Source organism: Mycobacterium sp. DBP42 (assembly GCF_005924235.1).
Classification (GTDB): Bacteria; Actinomycetota; Actinomycetes; order Mycobacteriales; family Mycobacteriaceae; genus Mycobacterium; species Mycobacterium syngnathidarum.
Genome location: NZ_VCMY01000014.1, coordinates 22,748 through 39,159, shown reverse-complemented (window position 1 = coordinate 39,159; position 16,412 = coordinate 22,748). Strand labels below are relative to the sequence as shown.

Genomic DNA, 16,412 nt, shown 5'->3' with positions numbered 1-16,412 from the left:
CCGGAATGCCGATTCGGCGGCAGACTGGCGGCGTGGCTCGTAAACCCCCGATCGATCCGGTCCGTTGGACTCCGCCTCCCATCGACGAGCTGCCGAATTTCGGCCCAGCCACACTCACCATCGTGCCGGTACCGGGCGAAGGGCCCGAGGATGTCGTGGTCGACGCATCCGGACAATTGTGGACCGGCCTGGTCGATGGGCGCATCGTGCGGTTGTCCCCCGACGGAGTGGCAGCGGTGGTTGCCAACACCGGTGGACGCCCGTTGGGTATGCATGTCGCCCACGATGGACGGGTGTTGATCTGCGACAGTCACCGTGGGCTGCTCGCGCTGGACCCCGGCTCCGGTGCGTTGGATGTCCTGGTGCGGGACATCGACGGCAGGCCGTTGCGGTTCTGCTCGAATGTCACCGAAACAGCAGACGGCACAATCTATTTCACTGAGTCCACCAGCCAGTTCCATTTCGAGCATTTCACCGGGGCGATCATGGAGGCTCGCGGCCGTGGCAGCTTGTTCCGGCTGGGTACCGACGGCAACGTGACCACTGTGCTGGACGGCCTCTACTTCGCCAACGGTGTCACCGTCACCGCCGACGGGTCGGCGTTGGTGTTCGCCGAAACTCAGGGCAGGAGACTGTCGAAGTACTGGCTGAGCGGGCCACAGGCCGGGACGGTGACGCCACTGGCCGTGCATTTACCCGGCTATCCGGACAACATCTCCACCGGTGCCGATGACCGCATCTGGGTGGCGATGGTGTCCGCACCGAATGCCGCCGCGGAGGCGCTCGCGCCGCGCGCACCGGTAATACGAAAGCTTTTGTGGCATTTGCCCGATCGGCTTCAACCCAAGATCCAGCCGCAAGTGTGGGTTTTGGCGTTCGACGCCGATTCCGGCGAGGTACTCACCGGTGTGCAGACCGCGCGTCCGGACTTCGGCACCGTCACCGGGGTGGTGGAATCGGCGGGCAGGCTCTGGATGTCGACGATCGCCTTCCCTGCGCTGGCCTATGCGGATCTTCGCGACCTGGGTTAGCGGTTTCCGCACGTTAACAATTGTCACACAAACCACACACGTCACAGCGTGGCAAACCCGAAAACCGGTCCTCGTCGCCTAATCTTCGGTCACGATGGCGACCTTGCGGAGGACTACCCAGCGCGCCGTGTCTGCGTTCGCGGCACTGGCGATGCTGACGGCACCCCTGATGACAGCCGGTATCGCACACGCGGACCCGGCCCCGGAATGCCCTTACAAGGTGACCACGCCTCCGGCGGTGGACGCCTCCGAGGTGCCCAAGCCCGGCGAGGTCGCCCCCGGCCCGCTACCGGTACCTGCCAAGACGATTGGCGGTGAAGCGCTTTCAAGCTGTGGCGTGATCACGGCTCCCGACACCCCGCCGTTGCCCAACGACGTCTCCGCCGAGGCCTGGCTGGTCGCCGATCTGGACAGCGGTGACATCATCGCCGCCAAGGACCCACACGGGCGCCACCGGCCGGCCAGCATCATCAAGGTGCTCACCGCCACCGCCGCGCTCAACGAACTCAACCTCAACAAGCTGGTGGCGGGCACTCAGGAGGACGCCAACTCCGAGGGCACCCGTGTCGGCGTCGGGCCCGGCGGCCGCTACACGATCAACGATCTGTTGCACGGGTTGTTGATGCACTCCGGCAACGACGCCGCGCATGCCCTGGCGATGCAACTCGGCGGCTGGGACCCCGCTCTGCAGAAGCTGAACATTCTGGCCGGCAAGCTCGGTGGCCGCGACACCCGCGCCGCCACCCCGTCAGGTTTGGACGGCCCCGGTATGAGCACCTCGGCCTACGACATCGGGCTGTTCTACCGCTACGCCTGGCAGAACCCGGTGTTCGCCGACATCGTTGCAACGCAGAGCTACGACTTCCCGGGGCGGGACGGCAATCCGCCCTACCCCATCGAGAACGACAACAAGATGCTCTACAACTATCCGGGCGCGCTGGGCGGTAAAACCGGATACACCGACGATGCCGGGCAGACCTTCGTGGGCGCTGCCGATCGTGATGGCCGGCGCCTGGTGGCGGTGCTCATGAAGGGCACTCGCGTCCCGATCGCGCCGTGGGAGCAAGCCGCGCACCTGCTCGACTACGGATTCGCCACCGCGCCCGGCACCAAGGTCGGCAATCTCGTCGACCCCGATCCGTCCTTGACTACACCCAAGGCCGACGAACCGACGGCCGCCCAGGCCGCTTCGGTCCTGCCACCGGCGGACTCACTGCCGGTGCGGGTCGGTGTGGCCATCGTGGGCGCGGTGATCGTGTTCCTGCTGATCATGGGCGCCCGTTCGCTCAATCGTCGCCCGGCTCGTTGACCCGCTACCGCGATCTCATCTACGTAGTCGATGACGATCATTGAAAACGTTCGTTGGACGCGATGACTCCACGATGTTCGACTTGAGGACATGAAATCAGGGGCAATGCCCGATTCGGCAGGAAGAGCTTCAGAAGTGTCGATCAAATCATCCGATGCCGCGATCGCCACACCGGCCGGCCACACGCCACTCAAGTCCGCACTGTCCGGCTGGACACTGACGTGGTTGCTCATCGTGGCGATCGCCGCCGGCTCCACCATCGCGGCGTGGGCGGTGGGCGGCGTCAACGGAGCCAACCTCGGCATCCGCATCACCGCGCGCACATCGGCGATACTTTTCCTGCTCGCCTTCACCGCGTCGTCGCTCTATCAGCTGTGGCCGAACGACACCACCAGGTGGATCCGCCGCAACCGACGCTATCTCGGTGTCGGCTTCGCCGGATCTCATTTGGTCCACGCCGGATTCATCGTCACGACAATCGTTCTGAACTCACACCGGTTCGAGACCCGCGTCGTCGATCCCACCCCGCACGGCGTCTTCGTCCTCGATTTCATCGCCTACGGATTCATCATCGCGATGACCATCACCTCGTTTGACCGTGTCGCCAAACGGATGTCGTACTCGACGTGGAAGCACCTGCACGTCACCGGCAGCTACGTCATCTGGTTCACCTTCTTCATCGCCTACTGGCGCCGGGGCGTCACCTACACGGAGTTCTACGGACCGTTTCTCATGGTTGTCCTGGCCGCGCTGATCGTCCGCTTCATCGCGAAGGCGAAGCGAGGTACGGCGAAAGCCAAGCACGCGTAACGCCGACGTCGGCTTGCCACGGAGATGGCGCCCTGTATCGGCTGAAGGCGGCGATCCATCGAGTCCTCGCAAACCACGTTTTCGCGACAAAGCCGCAGCGTGGACGATGCACCGAGCAACTGATCATGAATTTGCCCAATACACTGACAAGTAATTGCCGATCTAGTTAAATACACGCGGGGCCTGCCGAACCGCCGCCGCTCTCGGCGGTTCGGCAGGCCCGGTCAACGCCACTGTCCAAGTAGCTGTTCTGCCCCGTCGCACAGCGATCGAAGGATCTCGGCCGCGCCGTCCGAAGCCGTCACCAGACCCACCCCCTGTCCCGCGTTCACGGGCGACCCGCGCAGGACGCGCTCCGGAATGCTTGCGGGCCAACGGTATCCGGCTGCGACGTCATACGCGGTGGTCAGCTCGGTGGACTCGCTCTGCGCGGCCAGCAGGGCGTCGCGCGCCGCCGATGGCGTCAGCGCCTCGGCACATGCCGCGAATGCCGTGCCGACCCAAGCCGCCGCCGCCCCGGCGGCCAGCACCGCGGCCACCGCACGTGGCGACGAGATTCCGCCGGCGACCAGCACGGGTACGTCGACGGTGTCGAGCACCTCGGCCAGCAGCGGCAGGGTGCCGACCGTCGGCTCACCGTGGCCACCACCTTCGGCCCCGCGCGCCACCACGACGTCGACCCCGGCATCCACCGCGCGCCGGGCAGCGTCGACCGTGGCCACCTGGGTTGTCACCGTCAGGCCCGCGTCGTGGGCCCGACGCACCCAGGCCCAGTCGTCTCCAAAACTCACGCTGAGTAATGCGGGTCGGGCGGCCAGGGCAACCTCGAGCAGGTCCGGCCGGTCCTGGGCAACCCAGTGCACCAACCCGATTCCGAACCGCTGGCCATCGAGTAGGGCCAACTCGGCGGTCAACTGCTCGGCGGTGGCCGAGCTGCCCATCCCCACCATGCCCAAGCCCCCCGCGGCCGAGACCGCCGCGGCCAACCGACCTCCTGCCGCGCCACCCATGGGCGCGTTGACGATGGGGGCGTCGATGCCGATCGACCGAGACCACGTGGTTGCCAAGCTCACAGCCTGCAATGTTACGTCGTTGTTACAATCGACAATGCCAGCACATGGCACCGGACGAGGCACACCCGTACCCGGCCAGCGAAAAGACGGGATGTTTGGAGGTGTGCCATGGCTTGGCTGATTCTCGTCGTTTCCGGTGTTCTCGAAGCGGTCTGGGCGACCGCCCTGAGCAAGACCGAAGGTTTCACCCGCCTGTTTCCGTCACTCGTATTCCTCGTGGCGCTCACCCTGTCGATGATCGGACTGGCCATCGCAATGCGCAGCCTGCCGCCCGGCACCAGCTACGCCGTGTGGGTGGGCATCGGCGCGGTGCTCACTGTCGGCTTCGCCATGGTGACCGGCGCCGAATCCGCCTCGGTGATCAAGGTATTGCTCATGCTCGGGGTCGTCGGCTGCATCGTCGGGCTGAAAGTCGTCACGCACTAGGCGCCTTTCGGCCCTCGCTTTGTCACGCCAGCGTGGCTGTCGCCCTCCGGCGCCACTCTGGCGTGACAAAGGCGCGGGCCCGCACCGCACCCGCACCGCACCTAGCGCCGCAGCAGCCTCGAAAGCCCCAGCGCCCCAACCGCTCCCATGGCAGCTGCAGCCAAGGCTCCGGACACCCCGACCCCCTCGTGGACCTGCACGCGCGTGACGATCTGCGCAGGCTCCGGTGGTGGCACCGGTGCAGCGGCCAGGCTCTCCCTGGTGGTGGCCGCCCACGCCGTCGCGAACAGGATCAGCCTGGCGGTCACGTAGGCGAACACCATCAACCCCAGCACCGGCCCGAATGTCGCACCGGCAGGACCGTTCAGAACCGACTGCAGGTAGATCGACGCCACCTGTTTGAAGATCTCGAAACCCACGGCGGCCAGCAGCCCGGCTCGCAGCGCACTACGAAACGGCACGGCCTCGCGCGGCAACCGAGAGATGATCCAGGTGAACAGCATCCATGAGATGCCCACCGACACCAGGATCGACAACACGCGCAGCCCGCCGACGGACGCGACGATGTCCTGAATGCCCATCCAGTGCAGGACTTTACGCATCAGGGCGGGATCTCCGAGTGCGGTCAGCGCGATCGTGATGACCATCGCCAGAAACGCAGAGATCAGGGCCACCAAGTCCGAGAGTTTGGAACGGACGAAGTTTGATTCGGTGGGGTGCTGCTCCCACATCTGGGTGAGCGCGGCACGCAGGTTGGCCATCCAGCCCAGCCCCGCCCATGCGGCGGTCGCGAGCCCGATGACACCGACCGTGCCGCGGGAGTCGATGGCGGAGTCCATCAGCGTTATCAGTTGCTGGCCGAGGTCGCCGGACACCGCGTCACGGATCCGCTCCTCGATTTCCGACATCAGGTCAGGCCGACTGGCCAGCAGAAAGCCGCCGGCGGCGAACCCGACCATCAGTAGCGGGAAGAGCGCGAAGATCGTGAAATACGTGATGCCGGCGGCGTAGAAGTTGCCATTGCAGTCGCTATAGCGCTCCTGCGCCCGCATCACATGGTCGAACCAGGGAAAGCGCGCCCGCATCCGATCCAGCAATCCCGGCTTCTCCGGCTCGTCCACCGTCAACCCCTCCCCGGTGTTTACGACGTTTGCTGGAGAAACCCTATCCTGTCGTAAACCCGAGCGAGGGTCTTCCCCGCGACCTCGCGGGCGTGTTGTGCCCCGGCGGCCAGAACGGACTGGAGCTCAGCCGGATCGGCCAGCAATTCATCCACCCTGGTCTTGATCGGCGTGACGAACTCCACCACTGCCTCGGCGGTCTCCTTCTTGAGGTCGCCGTAGCCGCGGCCGGCATAGCCCTCGACCAGCTTGTCGACGTCGGCACCGGTCACCGCCGACTGGATGGTCAGCAGGTTCGAGATGCCCGGCTTGTTCACCTGATCGAACCGGATCTCACGCTCGCTGTCGGTCACCGCCGAGCGGATCTTCTTGGCGGTGGCCAACGGAGCGTCGAGCAGGCTGATCAGACCGGCGTCGGTGGCTGCCGATTTGCTCATCTTCGCCGACGGATCCTGCAGGTCGTAGATCTTGGCGGTGGTCTTGGGGATCATGGCCTCGGGCACCACGAAGGTGTCCGGGAACCGCGCGTTGAATCGCTGCGCAAGGTCGCGAGCCAGTTCCAGGTGCTGGCGTTGATCCTCGCCGACCGGGACGAGATCGGTGTCGTAGAGAAGCACGTCGGCGGCCATCAGCACCGGGTAGGTGAACAGGCCCACGGTGGTGGCGTCGGCCCCCTGCTTGGTCGACTTGTCCTTGAACTGTGTCATCCGCGAGGCCTGGCCGAAGCCGGTGAAACATCCCAGCACCCAGGCCAATTGGCTGTGCTCCGGGACGTGGCTCTGGACGAATACGGTGCTGCGCGTCGGGTCGATGCCCAGCGCCAGGTATTGCGCGGCCGTCACCAGCGTGCGACGGCGCAAGGTCTCGGGGTCCTGCGGCACGGTGATGGCGTGCTGGTCGACGACGCAGAAGAACGCCTCGTAGCCGTCCTGCAGCTGCGCCCAGTGCGTGACGGCACCCAGGGCATTGCCGAGGTGCAGGGAGTCGGAGGTGGGCTGGGCGCCCGAGAATACGACCTGTTTGCTTCCGCTACTCATGATCTTCTGATTTTCGCACTGACGTCATCAGGTTTGTTCAGGGGCCAGCTGCTGCAGCACCCGCAGGAACACTTTGCGATCATCGGCGGCCAGCTCGCCCAGCCACCGCTCCTCCCCACGCTGGATCTCCCGCTGGACCGCATCCTTGACCGCGCGGCCCGCGTCGGTGATGGCCAACAGCCGCACCCGGCGGTCGTCGGGATCGGCCTCACGCTCGATGAAGCCTTGCCGTTGCAGGTCATCGAGGGTGCGGATGATGCGCGTCTTGTCGGCACCGATCGCCTCGGCCAGTGCCGCTTGGGTCCGGACCGAGGACCGGTCGAGTGCGAGCAGGACAACGTAACCCCACATCGACACGCCGTGGGCATCCAGTATCGGCTGTTCGGCGGCGATCAGCTCCCGCAGCAACGGGGCAAGCATGGCCGCCAGATCGGGGCGTCGAGACACCGGGTCAGCGTAAGCGTTGCGATATGATATGCTCACGCTTATCATAAGCGCATGCCTACTATTGAGACCGATCTCCGCCCCCTTCACCGCACCGTTGTTCTGCAATCGATCGATGTCGTCGACACTGTCGGCACCTCCGACCTGGACCGGGCCACGCCCTGCGCCGGGTGGACGGTGGCCGATCTGCTCGCCCACATGACCGTGCAGCACCGCGGGTTCGCCGCCGCAGCCCGCGGACACGGCGCCGATCAGTCCGCGTGGGAGGTCACGGCCGTGGCTGACGCCGTACGCGCCGACCCGTGCGGCGCATACGCCGCGGCCGCCCACGACGTGCTCGACGCCTTCGCCGCCGACGGGGTCATGGAGGCGACGCTTGCACTACCGGAGTTCGGCCCGGATGCGACGTTCCCGGGCGCGTTGGTGATCGGGTTCCATTTCGTGGACTACGCCGTGCACGGGTGGGATGTCGCCGCCGCTCTCGGCACGCCCTACGAACTACCGGCCGACGTGGTCACCGCGTTGGTGCCGTTGGTGACGGCGATCCCCGACGGCGACTTCCGCGACAGCACAGCCTCGCCGTTCGACCGGGCTATCAACGCCTCGGCGGCAACAGATTTCGAGAAGATTCTGTTGCACCTTGGCCGTACGCCAGGCTGGCGTCAGACGTAGCTATTGCTGCCCAGGAAGAAGGTAACGAAGGACGTTCTCCAACTCCGGGAGTTTGTCGACGATTACTTGCCACACCAATGCATCGTCAACATCGGCGTACCCATGAATAAGGATGTTCCGAAAGGCCACTATCCGTGAGAGCTCCGGAATCTGCGCCGAAATGACCTTGTCTGCTTTGGACAATTGATTGAGCGCTTCACCAACTATCTCAAGTTGACGTTCAACCGCAGAACGCAGGAATGCATCAGCCTGGTAATCAGCGAATGTCTTTCCATCGCTGAACTGACGGACCAGCATCACCGCTTGCCGAGCGTCCCACAGGTACTTCCTCGCGTCACGCGGCATACAGCGCTTCCCGCGTCCTCATCACATCTTTCTTGAAGTACGGGTTCTTGATGCTTGACACCGTCACGACATCGACCGAACGTCCGAATATCCGTTCCAGACCTTCCTTTAGCGAGAAGTAATGGTCGAAGTAGTCGACGCCAGCCGCTTCGCCGAACTCGACGAGAACGTCGAGATCACTGGACTCGGCGTCGAACGCATCCCCGACGGCAGAACCAAACACGTCGAGCCGACGAACCGAGAGCTCACGACACAACAACTCGACCTCATGCCGTTTCGACTCGACCACTTCATGCAACGTCGCCACCTCCACCGCAAATTGTCCCCGATAAATCCAGTTCTTGGCGAACCAAACGCGCGATCGGTGCGTCGGCGCTCAGCCGTAACAGACCGTCACGGGTGAATGATCCGACCACCGCAACGCGTACAGCTCGGCCCGGTCCACCCGCGCAGAAGTGGCCTTGACCGCCAGCGTCGGGCTGGCCAGGTGATAGTCGATACGCCAGCCGGCATCATTGTCGAACGCCTTACCGCGCCAGGACCACCAGCTGTAGGGCCCGGCCACATCGGGATGCAGCACCCGCACCACGTCCACCCAGCCGGTGCCCAGCAGCTCGGTGAGCCAGGCCCGCTCACTGGGCAGGAAGCCGGCCTTCTTGACGTTGCCCTTCCAGTTCTTGATGTCGTTCTCGGTGTGCGCGATGTTCCAGTCACCACACAGCACCGCGTCGCGTCCGTGCAGCTCGGCCATCCGGGCGGCGATCGTGGCCATGAACCGTTCCTTCTCCAGCTGACGATCCGTCTCGGCTTCCCCGGTGGGGACATACACGCTGGCCACTGTCACGCCGGCGGTATCCACCTCGAGGTAGCGCCCGTGCGTCTCGAACTCTTCAGAAACCAGCAGCCGAGCCGCCTCGATGGGATGCCGGGACAACACCGCAACCCCGTTGCGGCCCTTGACATGCGGAACGGCCGAGGCCAGGTTCCAGCCGTCGGCCAAAGCCGGCGCCAAGGCATCGTTGAGCTGCTCATCGTCGGCCCGCGTCTCCTGCAGGCACACCACGTCGGCCTCGGTTTCCTTGAGCCACGGCAGCAGGCCGAGGTTATCGGTGGAGCGCTGCTTGACCGCTGCGCGAATACCGTTGACGTTGATGGTGCTGACGGTCAGAGGTCCCGGAGATGCCACGGCCCAGACCCTACCGATCGGCACCGACAGGGCCTTGCGGTACCGCAGGTATCACCTTAGTGTCTGGCGGCATGGCTGAACGTGCACCCATCCACCTCGGCACTCCCGACGGCGATCCGATCCTGCTGCTGCACCCGTTCCTGTTGTCGCAGAGCGTATGGAAGTACGTCGCGCCACAACTCGCCCAGACCGGCCGTTACGACGTGTTCGCCCCCACCATGGCCGGCCACCACGGTGGCGCGCATGCACCCCTGCTCCTCGACGTCGCGGCACTGGCCGACGATGTCGAACGCCGGCTCGACGAACTCGGCTGGACCACCGCGCACATCGTCGGCAATTCCCTGGGCGGCTGGGTGGCCTTCGAACTGGAACGGCGCGGCCGGGCCCGCACCCTGACCGGCATCGCCCCGGCCGGCGGCTGGTCGATGCACACGCTGGCGAAGTACGAGATCATCGCCAAGTTCATGGCAGCGCTGCCGATCGTGCTCTCCACCGCGGTGTTGCGTCAGCAGCTGCTGAAACTCCCACTGACCAAGCAGATTTCATATGTCGCCGTGAGCGCGACCCCCGACGTGCTCAACGACAGCGACCGCCGCGATCTGATCGACGACCTGGCACATTGCCCGGCCTACTTCAAACTCATGGTCAAGGCGTTGACCACCGCCGGGCTGATGGAGATCGCCGATTCGCGAACCCCGACCCAGCTCGTCATCTGCGAGAAGGACCGGGTGCTGCCGGCGCCGCGATTCACCCGGCACTTCACCAGAAGCCTGGCGCCGGACGCCGTCGTCACCACGCTCAAGGGTGTCGGGCACGTCCCGATGTTCGAGGCACCCGACACCATCACCCGGGTGATCACCGAGTTCGTCGACCCGCACATCGGCCAGGCCCGAGCGACGGGCTGACGGAGGTTATGCCTTCTCGGCGGCCCCCAGCACATCGTTGAGCGTCTTGCTCGGACGCATCACCGAAGCGGTCTTCTCCGGGTCCGGGTAGTAGTAGCCGCCGATGTCGGCCGGCTTGCCCTGGGCCGCATTGAGTTCGGAGACGATGGCCTGCTCCTGCTCGCCGAGGGCCTTGGCCAGCGGCGCGAAGTGCGCGGCCAGCTCCTTGTCCTCGGTCTGCTCGGCCAGCGCCTGCGCCCAGTACAGCGCGAGGTAGAACTGGCTGCCGCGGTTGTCCAGCTCGCCGGTCTTGCGCGAGGGAGACTTGTTCTCGTTCAACAACTCTCCGGTCGCGGTGTCCAGCGCGGCCGCGAGCACCTTGGCCTTGGCGTTGTCGGTCTTGTTGCCCAAGTCGTCCAGGCTGGCGCCCAGGGCGAGGAACTCGCCGAGCGAATCCCAGCGCAGGTGGTTCTCCTCCACCAGCTGATGCACGTGCTTGGGGGCCGAGCCGCCGGCACCCGTCTCGTACAGCCCGCCGCCGGCCATCAGCGGCACGATCGAGAGCATCTTGGCGCTGGTGCCCAGTTCCAGGATCGGGAACAGGTCGGTCAGGTAATCACGCAGGATGTTGCCGGTCACCGAGATCGTGTCCTGGCCGCGGATCAGCCGCTCCAGGGTGTAGCGCATGGCCCAGACCTGCGGCAGGATCGTGATCTCCAGGCCCTCGGTGTCCTCTTCCTTGAGGTAGGCCTTGACCTTCTTGCGCAGCTCGTTCTCGTGCGGACGCTCGTCATCGAGCCAGAACACGGCAGGCATACCGGACAACCGAGCCCGGTTGACGGCCAGCTTGACCCAGTCGCGGATCGGGGCGTCCTTGACGATCGGCATCCGCCAGATGTCGCCCTCTTCGACGTCCTGGTTCAGCAGCACCTCACCGGAATCGATGTCGACGATCTTGGCGACACCGGCCTGCGGGATCTCGAATGTCTTGTCGTGACTGCCGTACTCCTCGGCCTTCTGCGCCATCAGACCGACGTTGGGCACCGTGCCCATCGTGGTCGGGTCGAACTGGCCGTGGGTCTTACAGAAGTTGATCACTTCCTGGTACATCCGGGAGAACGTCGACTCCGGGTTGACCGCCTTGGTGTCCTTGGTGCGGCCGTCGGCGCCGTACATCTTCCCGCCGAGGCGGATCATCGCCGGCATCGACGCATCGACGATGACATCGGACGGCGAGTGGAAGTTCGAGATGCCCTTGGCCGAGTCGACCATGGCCAGCTCGGGCCGGTGCTCATGGCAGCGGTGCAGGTCCTCGATGATCTCCTCACGCTGCGAGGCGGGCAGCGCCTCGATCTTGCTGTAGAGATCAGACAGACCGTTGTTGACGTTGACGCCGAGCTCGTCGAACAGCTTCTGATGCTTGGCGAAGGCGTCCTTGTAGAAGACCTTGACCGCGTGGCCGAACACGATCGGGTGGCTGACCTTCATCATGGTCGCCTTGACGTGCAGCGAGAACATCACGCCCGTCTTGTAGGCGTCCTCGATCTGTTCCTCGTAGAACTCGATCAGGGCCTTCTTGCTCATGTACATGCTGTCGATGACGTCGCCCTCGTCGAGCTTGACCTCGGGCTTGAGGACAATCGTCTCCCCGACCCCGCCGTCTTTCGGGCTGGTCTCCAGCTCCATCCGGACATTGCGAGCCTTGTCCAGCGTCATCGACTTCTCACCGTGGTAGAAGTCGCCGGTCTTCATGGTGGCCACGTGGGTCCGCGAGGCCTGCGACCACTCGCCCATGCTGTGCGGATGCTTGCGCGCGTACTCCTTGACGGCCTTGGGGGCGCGGCGGTCCGAGTTACCTTCGCGCAGAACGGGGTTCACCGCGCTGCCGAGGATCTTCGAGTAGCGATCACGGATCGCCTTCTCCTCGTCGGTCTTGGCATCCCCCGGGTAGTCGGGGACCGCGTAACCCTTCTCCTGTAGTTCCTTGATCGCGGCCGTGAGCTGCGGGACCGAGGCACTGATGTTGGGCAGCTTGATGATGTTGGTCTCGGGCAGCTGAGTGAGACGGCCTAGCTCACCGAGGTTGTCCGGAACCTTCTGCTCGTCGGTCAGACAGTCGCCGAATTCGGCCAGGATGCGCGCCGCCACCGAGATGTCACTCGTCTGGATATCGATACCCGCCGGCTCCGCGAAGGCGCGGATGATCGGCAAGAAGGAGTACGTCGCAAGCAGCGGCGCCTCGTCGGTCAGCGTGTAGATGATGGTCGGCTGCTGGGCAGTCATGGTTGCTCTCCCGGCGTCAGTCTCGGTTCGACGAGGATCACTCGTTGTCACTCGTGGTTATTCGCTGCTCTTGTGTCGCGGCCAGACTACAAGGACGGGCACCGCCTCGAAGGGGCAGCTTTCATTACTGACCAGTAACTTTGGCTTGTGTTCAGGCGTCCGACACCTTCACCGGCCCGCCGAACTGAACGTGTTTCAGTCGCGGTCGCACAAAACGGGCAAACACCCCGCAGAACCGACTGGCATGGCCTCAGCGCGTTGCGATAAGCTGCAGGCCGGTCATGAGTGTCAGCATCAAGCCCCGGCTTGCTGGCCGGCAACCCTCCAACCGCGGTGGGGTGCCCCGGGTGATGACCAGGTTGAGCAGTCGTTCGCGGCTGTAAGGCAAGCGCGGGTCCGAAGGTACGGGCCCCCAGACAGACAGGGAAACCTGATGGAGGCCAGCCATGTGTATGTGTCCGTGAACCCAACGCGTCGGCCCGTCGTGATCGACGACAAGCCCGGCGCCCGGTAGCCGACCACACGCCCTGCCTTCCTCATCCCCTTCACGGAGGAGACATCCCAGCCATGACAAACCCCGACGTCGCCGCCAATTGGTCGTTCGAAACCAAGCAGGTCCACGCCGGTCAGACTCCCGACGCCGCCACCAAGGCCCGGGCCCTGCCGATCTACCAGACCACCTCCTACACCTTCGACAGCACCGACCACGCCGCCGCGCTGTTCGGCCTGGCCGAGCCGGGCAACATCTACACCCGGATCATGAACCCGACCACCGACGTCGTCGAGCAGCGCATCGCCGCGCTCGAAGGCGGCGTGGCCGCACTGCTGCTGTCCTCGGGTCAGGCGGCCGAGACGTTCGCCATCCTCAACCTGGCCGGCGCCGGCGACCACATCGTGTCCAGCCCGCGCCTGTACGGCGGCACCTACAACCTGTTCCACTACACGCTGCCCAAGCTGGGCATCGAGGTCAGCTTCGTCGAGGACCCGGACAGCCTCGACAGCTGGCGGGCCGCGGTACGGCCCAACACCAAGGCGTTCTTCGCCGAGACCATCTCCAATCCCCAGATCGACATCCTCGACATCCCGAACGTGTCCGCGGTGGCACACGACAGCGGCGTCCCGCTGATCGTCGACAACACCATCGCCACCCCGTACCTGATCCAGCCGATCGCGCTCGGGGCCGACATCGTGGTCCACTCGGCCACCAAGTACCTGGGTGGGCACGGCTCGGCGATCGCGGGCGTGATCGTCGACAGCGGCAACTTCGACTGGACGCAGGGCCGCCACCCCGGGTTCACCACCCCAGATCCCAGCTACCACGGCGTGGTCTTCGCCGAACTCGGCGCACCGGCCTATGCCCTCAAGGCCCGCGTGCAGCTGCTGCGCGATCTGGGCAGCGCGATCTCTCCCTTCAATGCCTTTTTGATCGCGCAGGGATTGGAAACGCTGTCGCTGCGTGTTGAACGCCACGTGGCCAATGCGCAGAAGGTCGCCGAGTACCTCGCCGGACATTCCGACGTGACCTCGGTGAACTACGCCGGACTTCCCAACTCACCCTGGTACGAGCTGGGCCGCAGGATCGCCCCCAAGGGCACCGGCGCTGTGCTGGCCTTCGAGCTGGCCGGAGGTGTGGAAGCGGGCAAGGCCTTCGTCAACGCCTTGACCCTGCACAGCCACGTCGCCAACATCGGCGATGTGCGCTCGCTCGTCATCCATCCGGCCTCGACGACCCACCAGCAGCTCTCCCCCTCCGAACAGTTGTCCACCGGTGTCACGCCCGGTCTGGTGCGGTTGGCCGTCGGCATCGAGGGCATCGACGACATCCTGGCCGACCTGGAGCAGGGGTTCGCCGCCGCCCGCCCGTTCAGCGGCGTACCGCAGACTGCGGCGACGGTGTAGGACGGCGAGAGAAGACCGCCATGACGATCACCGAAGAACCGGCCGTGTCCACCCTCCCGTTGCCCGCCGAAGGCGAGACCACCGTCGTGCACATCGGTGCGCTGACGCTCGAGAACGGCACCGTCCTGCCCGACGTGTCGATCGCCGTGCAGCGCTGGGGCGAACTGTCGCCCGCACGCGACAACGTGGTGATGGTGCTGCACGCCCTGACAGGCGACTCCCACGTGACCGGACCGGCCGGCGACGGCCATCCGACCGCGGGCTGGTGGGACGGGGTGGCCGGACCGGGTGCCCCGATCGACACCGACCAGTGGTGCGCGATCTCGACCAACGCGCTCGGCGGCTGCCAGGGCTCGACCGGGCCCGGTTCGCTTGCGCCCGACGGAAAGCCTTGGGGCTCACGGTTTCCCCAGATCACCATCCGCGACCAGGTCGCAGCCGACCGGGCCGCCCTGGCCGCCTTCGGCATCACCGAGATTGCCGCCGTGATCGGCGGGTCGATGGGCGGAGCCCGCGCCCTGGAATGGCTCGTCGGACACCCCGACGAAGTTCGGACCGGACTGGTGCTGGCGGTCGGCGCCCGCGCCACGGCCGATCAGATCGGTACCCAGAGCACCCAGGTGGCCGCGATCAAGGCCGACCCGGACTGGCAGGGCGGGGACTACTACGACACCGACCGGGCCCCGCTGGCCGGCATGGAGATCGCCCGGCGCTTCGCGCACCTGACCTATCGCGGCGAGGAAGAGCTCGACGAGCGTTTCCGCAACGACGCCCAGGGCGATGAGGATCCGGCCACCGGCGGACGCTACGGAGTGCAGAGCTACCTGGAATACCAGGGCGGCAAGCTGGCCCGCCGGTTCGACCCGGGCACCTATGTGGCCCTCTCGGATGCGCTGTCGACCCACGATGTGGGCCGCGGCCGCGGCGGCGTCACCAGTGCTCTGCGCAGCTGTCCGGTGCCCGTCATCGTCGGTGGGATCACCTCCGACCGGCTCTACCCCATCCGGCTACAACAGGAGCTGGCCGAGCTGCTACCCGGCTGCAACGGCCTGGACGTGGTCGACTCGGCCTATGGGCACGACGGCTTCCTGGTCGAGACGGAAGTGGTTGGCAAGTTGATCCGCCGCACGCTGGAGCTGGCAGCACGGTGAGCTCGCCCAAGGCGCGTTCTCTGTCCTTCGGCTCGGAAGCCGCAGCCTACGAACGCGGCCGGCCGTCGTATCCGCCGGAGACGATCGACTGGCTGCTTCCCGAGGGTGCGCACGACGTGCTGGATCTGGGCGCAGGCACCGGCAAGCTGACCACCCGGCTCGTCGAGCGCGGGCTGGACGTGATCGCCGTGGATCCCATCCCCGAAATGCTTGAGCTGCTGTCGAACTCACTGCCGGACACCCCGGCGCTGCTGGGTACGGCCGAGGAGATCCCACTGGCCGACAACAGCGTCGACGCCGTGCTGGTGGCGCAGGCCTGGCACTGGTTCGACCCCGAGCGGGCCGTCAAGGAGGTCAGCCGGGTGCTTCGCCCCGGCGGCCGGCTGGGCCTGGTGTGGAACACCCGCGACGAACGGTCCGGATGGGTCAAGGATCTGGGCCGGATCATCGGCCCCGAGCACGATCCGTTCAACAGCGAGGTGACGCTGGCCGAGCCGTTCGGTGATATCGAACGCCACCAGGTGGAGTGGACGAGCTACCTGACGCCCCAGGCCCTCATCGACCTCGTGGCCTCGCGCAGCTACTGCATCACCTCACCGGAGCAGGTGCGTACCCGGACGCTGGAGCAGGTGCGTGAACTGCTGGCCACCCACCCAGCGCTGGCCAACTCGTCGGGGCTTGCGCTGCCCTATGTCACCGTGGGGATCCGGGCCACCCTCGGCTGAGGCAGAGACTGAAGCT

17 protein-coding genes and 2 riboswitches are annotated in these 16,412 nt (G+C 65.6%); of the genes, 9 read left to right on the top strand and 8 right to left on the bottom strand.

Features of this window, described 5'->3' with window-relative positions; genetic code table 11:
• Positions 1-32 precede the first annotated feature (32 nt).
• From E0T84_RS15180 to E0T84_RS15170, 3 genes are all read left to right on the top strand, one after another.
• Complete coding sequence (locus tag E0T84_RS15180) at positions 33-1,031, top strand: SMP-30/gluconolactonase/LRE family protein (protein WP_234998363.1); 999 nt, start codon at positions 33-35, stop codon at positions 1,029-1,031.
• 94 nt (positions 1,032-1,125) lie between these two features.
• Positions 1,126-2,340: a D-alanyl-D-alanine carboxypeptidase gene (locus tag E0T84_RS15175; protein ID WP_070187334.1), complete on the top strand. Its 1,215-nt coding sequence runs from the start codon at positions 1,126-1,128 to the stop codon at positions 2,338-2,340.
• A gap of 135 nt (positions 2,341-2,475) precedes the next feature.
• Positions 2,476-3,150, top strand: a complete 675-nt coding sequence (locus tag E0T84_RS15170; RefSeq protein WP_070187335.1) for a ferric reductase-like transmembrane domain-containing protein — start codon at positions 2,476-2,478, stop codon at positions 3,148-3,150.
• A gap of 224 nt (positions 3,151-3,374) precedes the next feature.
• Here E0T84_RS15170 and E0T84_RS15165 read toward each other — a convergent pair whose 3' ends face one another.
• Positions 3,375-4,223, bottom strand: a complete 849-nt coding sequence (locus E0T84_RS15165) for a nitronate monooxygenase (protein ID WP_070187336.1) — start codon at positions 4,221-4,223, stop codon at positions 3,375-3,377.
• Between the two features lie 31 nt (positions 4,224-4,254).
• Positions 4,255-4,319, top strand: a riboswitch (guanidine-III (ykkC-III) riboswitch).
• Positions 4,320-4,331: 12 nt separating this feature from the next.
• Here E0T84_RS15165 and E0T84_RS15160 point away from each other — a divergent pair.
• Entirely contained in the window at positions 4,332-4,649 is a 318-nt protein-coding gene (locus tag E0T84_RS15160) for a multidrug efflux SMR transporter (protein WP_070187337.1), read from the top strand.
• A 101-nt stretch (positions 4,650-4,750) separates the two neighbouring features.
• On the opposite strand, the gene yhjD is transcribed toward E0T84_RS15160, so the two are convergent.
• From yhjD to E0T84_RS15145, 3 genes are read right to left on the bottom strand one after another with little or no spacing between them, the layout of a single operon-like run.
• Positions 4,751-5,770 carry an inner membrane protein YhjD gene (gene yhjD, locus E0T84_RS15155; RefSeq protein ID WP_070187338.1) on the bottom strand — a complete coding sequence of 340 codons (1,020 nt, stop codon included), beginning with the start codon at positions 5,768-5,770 and terminating at the stop codon, positions 4,751-4,753.
• A gap of 20 nt (positions 5,771-5,790) precedes the next feature.
• Complete coding sequence (gene trpS, locus E0T84_RS15150) at positions 5,791-6,807, bottom strand: tryptophan--tRNA ligase (RefSeq protein WP_070187339.1); 1,017 nt, start codon at positions 6,805-6,807, stop codon at positions 5,791-5,793.
• 27 nt (positions 6,808-6,834) lie between these two features.
• Positions 6,835-7,299 (bottom strand): MarR family winged helix-turn-helix transcriptional regulator, encoded by a 465-nt coding sequence (locus E0T84_RS15145; RefSeq protein WP_070187340.1) that lies wholly within the window; start codon positions 7,297-7,299, stop codon positions 6,835-6,837.
• Between the two features lie 6 nt (positions 7,300-7,305).
• Here E0T84_RS15145 and E0T84_RS15140 point away from each other — a divergent pair, with 6 nt between their 5' ends.
• On the top strand, positions 7,306-7,923 hold the full coding sequence (locus E0T84_RS15140) for a TIGR03086 family metal-binding protein (protein ID WP_070187341.1): 618 nt from the start codon (positions 7,306-7,308) through the stop codon (positions 7,921-7,923).
• Here E0T84_RS15140 and E0T84_RS15135 read toward each other — a convergent pair whose 3' ends face one another.
• The 3 genes from E0T84_RS15135 to E0T84_RS15125 all read right to left on the bottom strand — a co-directional run bounded on the left by E0T84_RS15135 (position 7,924) and on the right by E0T84_RS15125 (position 9,436).
• Positions 7,924-8,268: a DUF86 domain-containing protein gene (locus E0T84_RS15135; RefSeq protein ID WP_070187342.1), complete on the bottom strand. Its 345-nt coding sequence runs from the start codon at positions 8,266-8,268 to the stop codon at positions 7,924-7,926.
• Positions 8,258-8,557: a nucleotidyltransferase family protein gene (locus E0T84_RS15130; protein ID WP_234998372.1), complete on the bottom strand. Its 300-nt coding sequence runs from the start codon at positions 8,555-8,557 to the stop codon at positions 8,258-8,260. The genes E0T84_RS15135 and E0T84_RS15130 overlap by 11 nt, the downstream gene beginning before the upstream one ends.
• A gap of 87 nt (positions 8,558-8,644) precedes the next feature.
• Positions 8,645-9,436 (bottom strand): exodeoxyribonuclease III, encoded by a 792-nt coding sequence (locus E0T84_RS15125; RefSeq protein ID WP_070187383.1) that lies wholly within the window; start codon positions 9,434-9,436, stop codon positions 8,645-8,647.
• A gap of 89 nt (positions 9,437-9,525) precedes the next feature.
• On the opposite strand from E0T84_RS15125, the gene E0T84_RS15120 reads away from it, so the two are divergent.
• Entirely contained in the window at positions 9,526-10,359 is an 834-nt protein-coding gene (locus E0T84_RS15120) for an alpha/beta fold hydrolase (RefSeq protein ID WP_070187343.1), read from the top strand.
• A 6-nt stretch (positions 10,360-10,365) separates the two neighbouring features.
• Here E0T84_RS15120 and E0T84_RS15115 read toward each other — a convergent pair whose 3' ends face one another.
• Entirely contained in the window at positions 10,366-12,621 is a 2,256-nt protein-coding gene (locus E0T84_RS15115) for an NADP-dependent isocitrate dehydrogenase (RefSeq protein ID WP_138744814.1), read from the bottom strand.
• Positions 12,622-12,898: 277 nt separating this feature from the next.
• Positions 12,899-13,018: riboswitch (SAM riboswitch) on the top strand.
• A 170-nt stretch (positions 13,019-13,188) separates the two neighbouring features.
• Here E0T84_RS15115 and E0T84_RS15110 point away from each other — a divergent pair.
• The 3 genes from E0T84_RS15110 to E0T84_RS15100 are packed head-to-tail and all read left to right on the top strand — an operon-like array spanning position 13,189 to position 16,396.
• Complete coding sequence (locus E0T84_RS15110; protein ID WP_138744813.1) at positions 13,189-14,520, top strand: bifunctional o-acetylhomoserine/o-acetylserine sulfhydrylase; 1,332 nt, start codon at positions 13,189-13,191, stop codon at positions 14,518-14,520.
• 20 nt (positions 14,521-14,540) lie between these two features.
• Entirely contained in the window at positions 14,541-15,671 is a 1,131-nt protein-coding gene (locus tag E0T84_RS15105) for a homoserine O-acetyltransferase (RefSeq protein WP_138744812.1), read from the top strand.
• Positions 15,668-16,396 carry a class I SAM-dependent methyltransferase gene (locus tag E0T84_RS15100; protein WP_138744811.1) on the top strand — a complete coding sequence of 243 codons (729 nt, stop codon included), beginning with the start codon at positions 15,668-15,670 and terminating at the stop codon, positions 16,394-16,396. The genes E0T84_RS15105 and E0T84_RS15100 overlap by 4 nt, the downstream gene beginning before the upstream one ends.
• Positions 16,397-16,412 lie beyond the last annotated feature (16 nt).

Coding starts and splice junctions, on each gene's coding strand:
- E0T84_RS15105 (WP_138744812.1), top strand. CDS start 14,541: ATGACGATCACCGAAGAACCGGCCGTGTCCACCCTCCCGTTGCCCGCC.
- E0T84_RS15160 (WP_070187337.1), top strand. CDS start 4,332: ATGGCTTGGCTGATTCTCGTCGTTTCCGGTGTTCTCGAAGCGGTCTGG.
- E0T84_RS15140 (WP_070187341.1), top strand. CDS start 7,306: ATGCCTACTATTGAGACCGATCTCCGCCCCCTTCACCGCACCGTTGTT.
- E0T84_RS15120 (WP_070187343.1), top strand. CDS start 9,526: ATGGCTGAACGTGCACCCATCCACCTCGGCACTCCCGACGGCGATCCG.
- E0T84_RS15145 (WP_070187340.1), bottom strand. CDS start 7,299: ATGATAAGCGTGAGCATATCATATCGCAACGCTTACGCTGACCCGGTG.
- E0T84_RS15110 (WP_138744813.1), top strand. CDS start 13,189: ATGACAAACCCCGACGTCGCCGCCAATTGGTCGTTCGAAACCAAGCAG.
- E0T84_RS15175 (WP_070187334.1), top strand. CDS start 1,126: ATGGCGACCTTGCGGAGGACTACCCAGCGCGCCGTGTCTGCGTTCGCG.
- E0T84_RS15135 (WP_070187342.1), bottom strand. CDS start 8,268: ATGCCGCGTGACGCGAGGAAGTACCTGTGGGACGCTCGGCAAGCGGTG.
- trpS (WP_070187339.1), bottom strand. CDS start 6,807: ATGAGTAGCGGAAGCAAACAGGTCGTATTCTCGGGCGCCCAGCCCACC.
- E0T84_RS15115 (WP_138744814.1), bottom strand. CDS start 12,621: ATGACTGCCCAGCAGCCGACCATCATCTACACGCTGACCGACGAGGCG.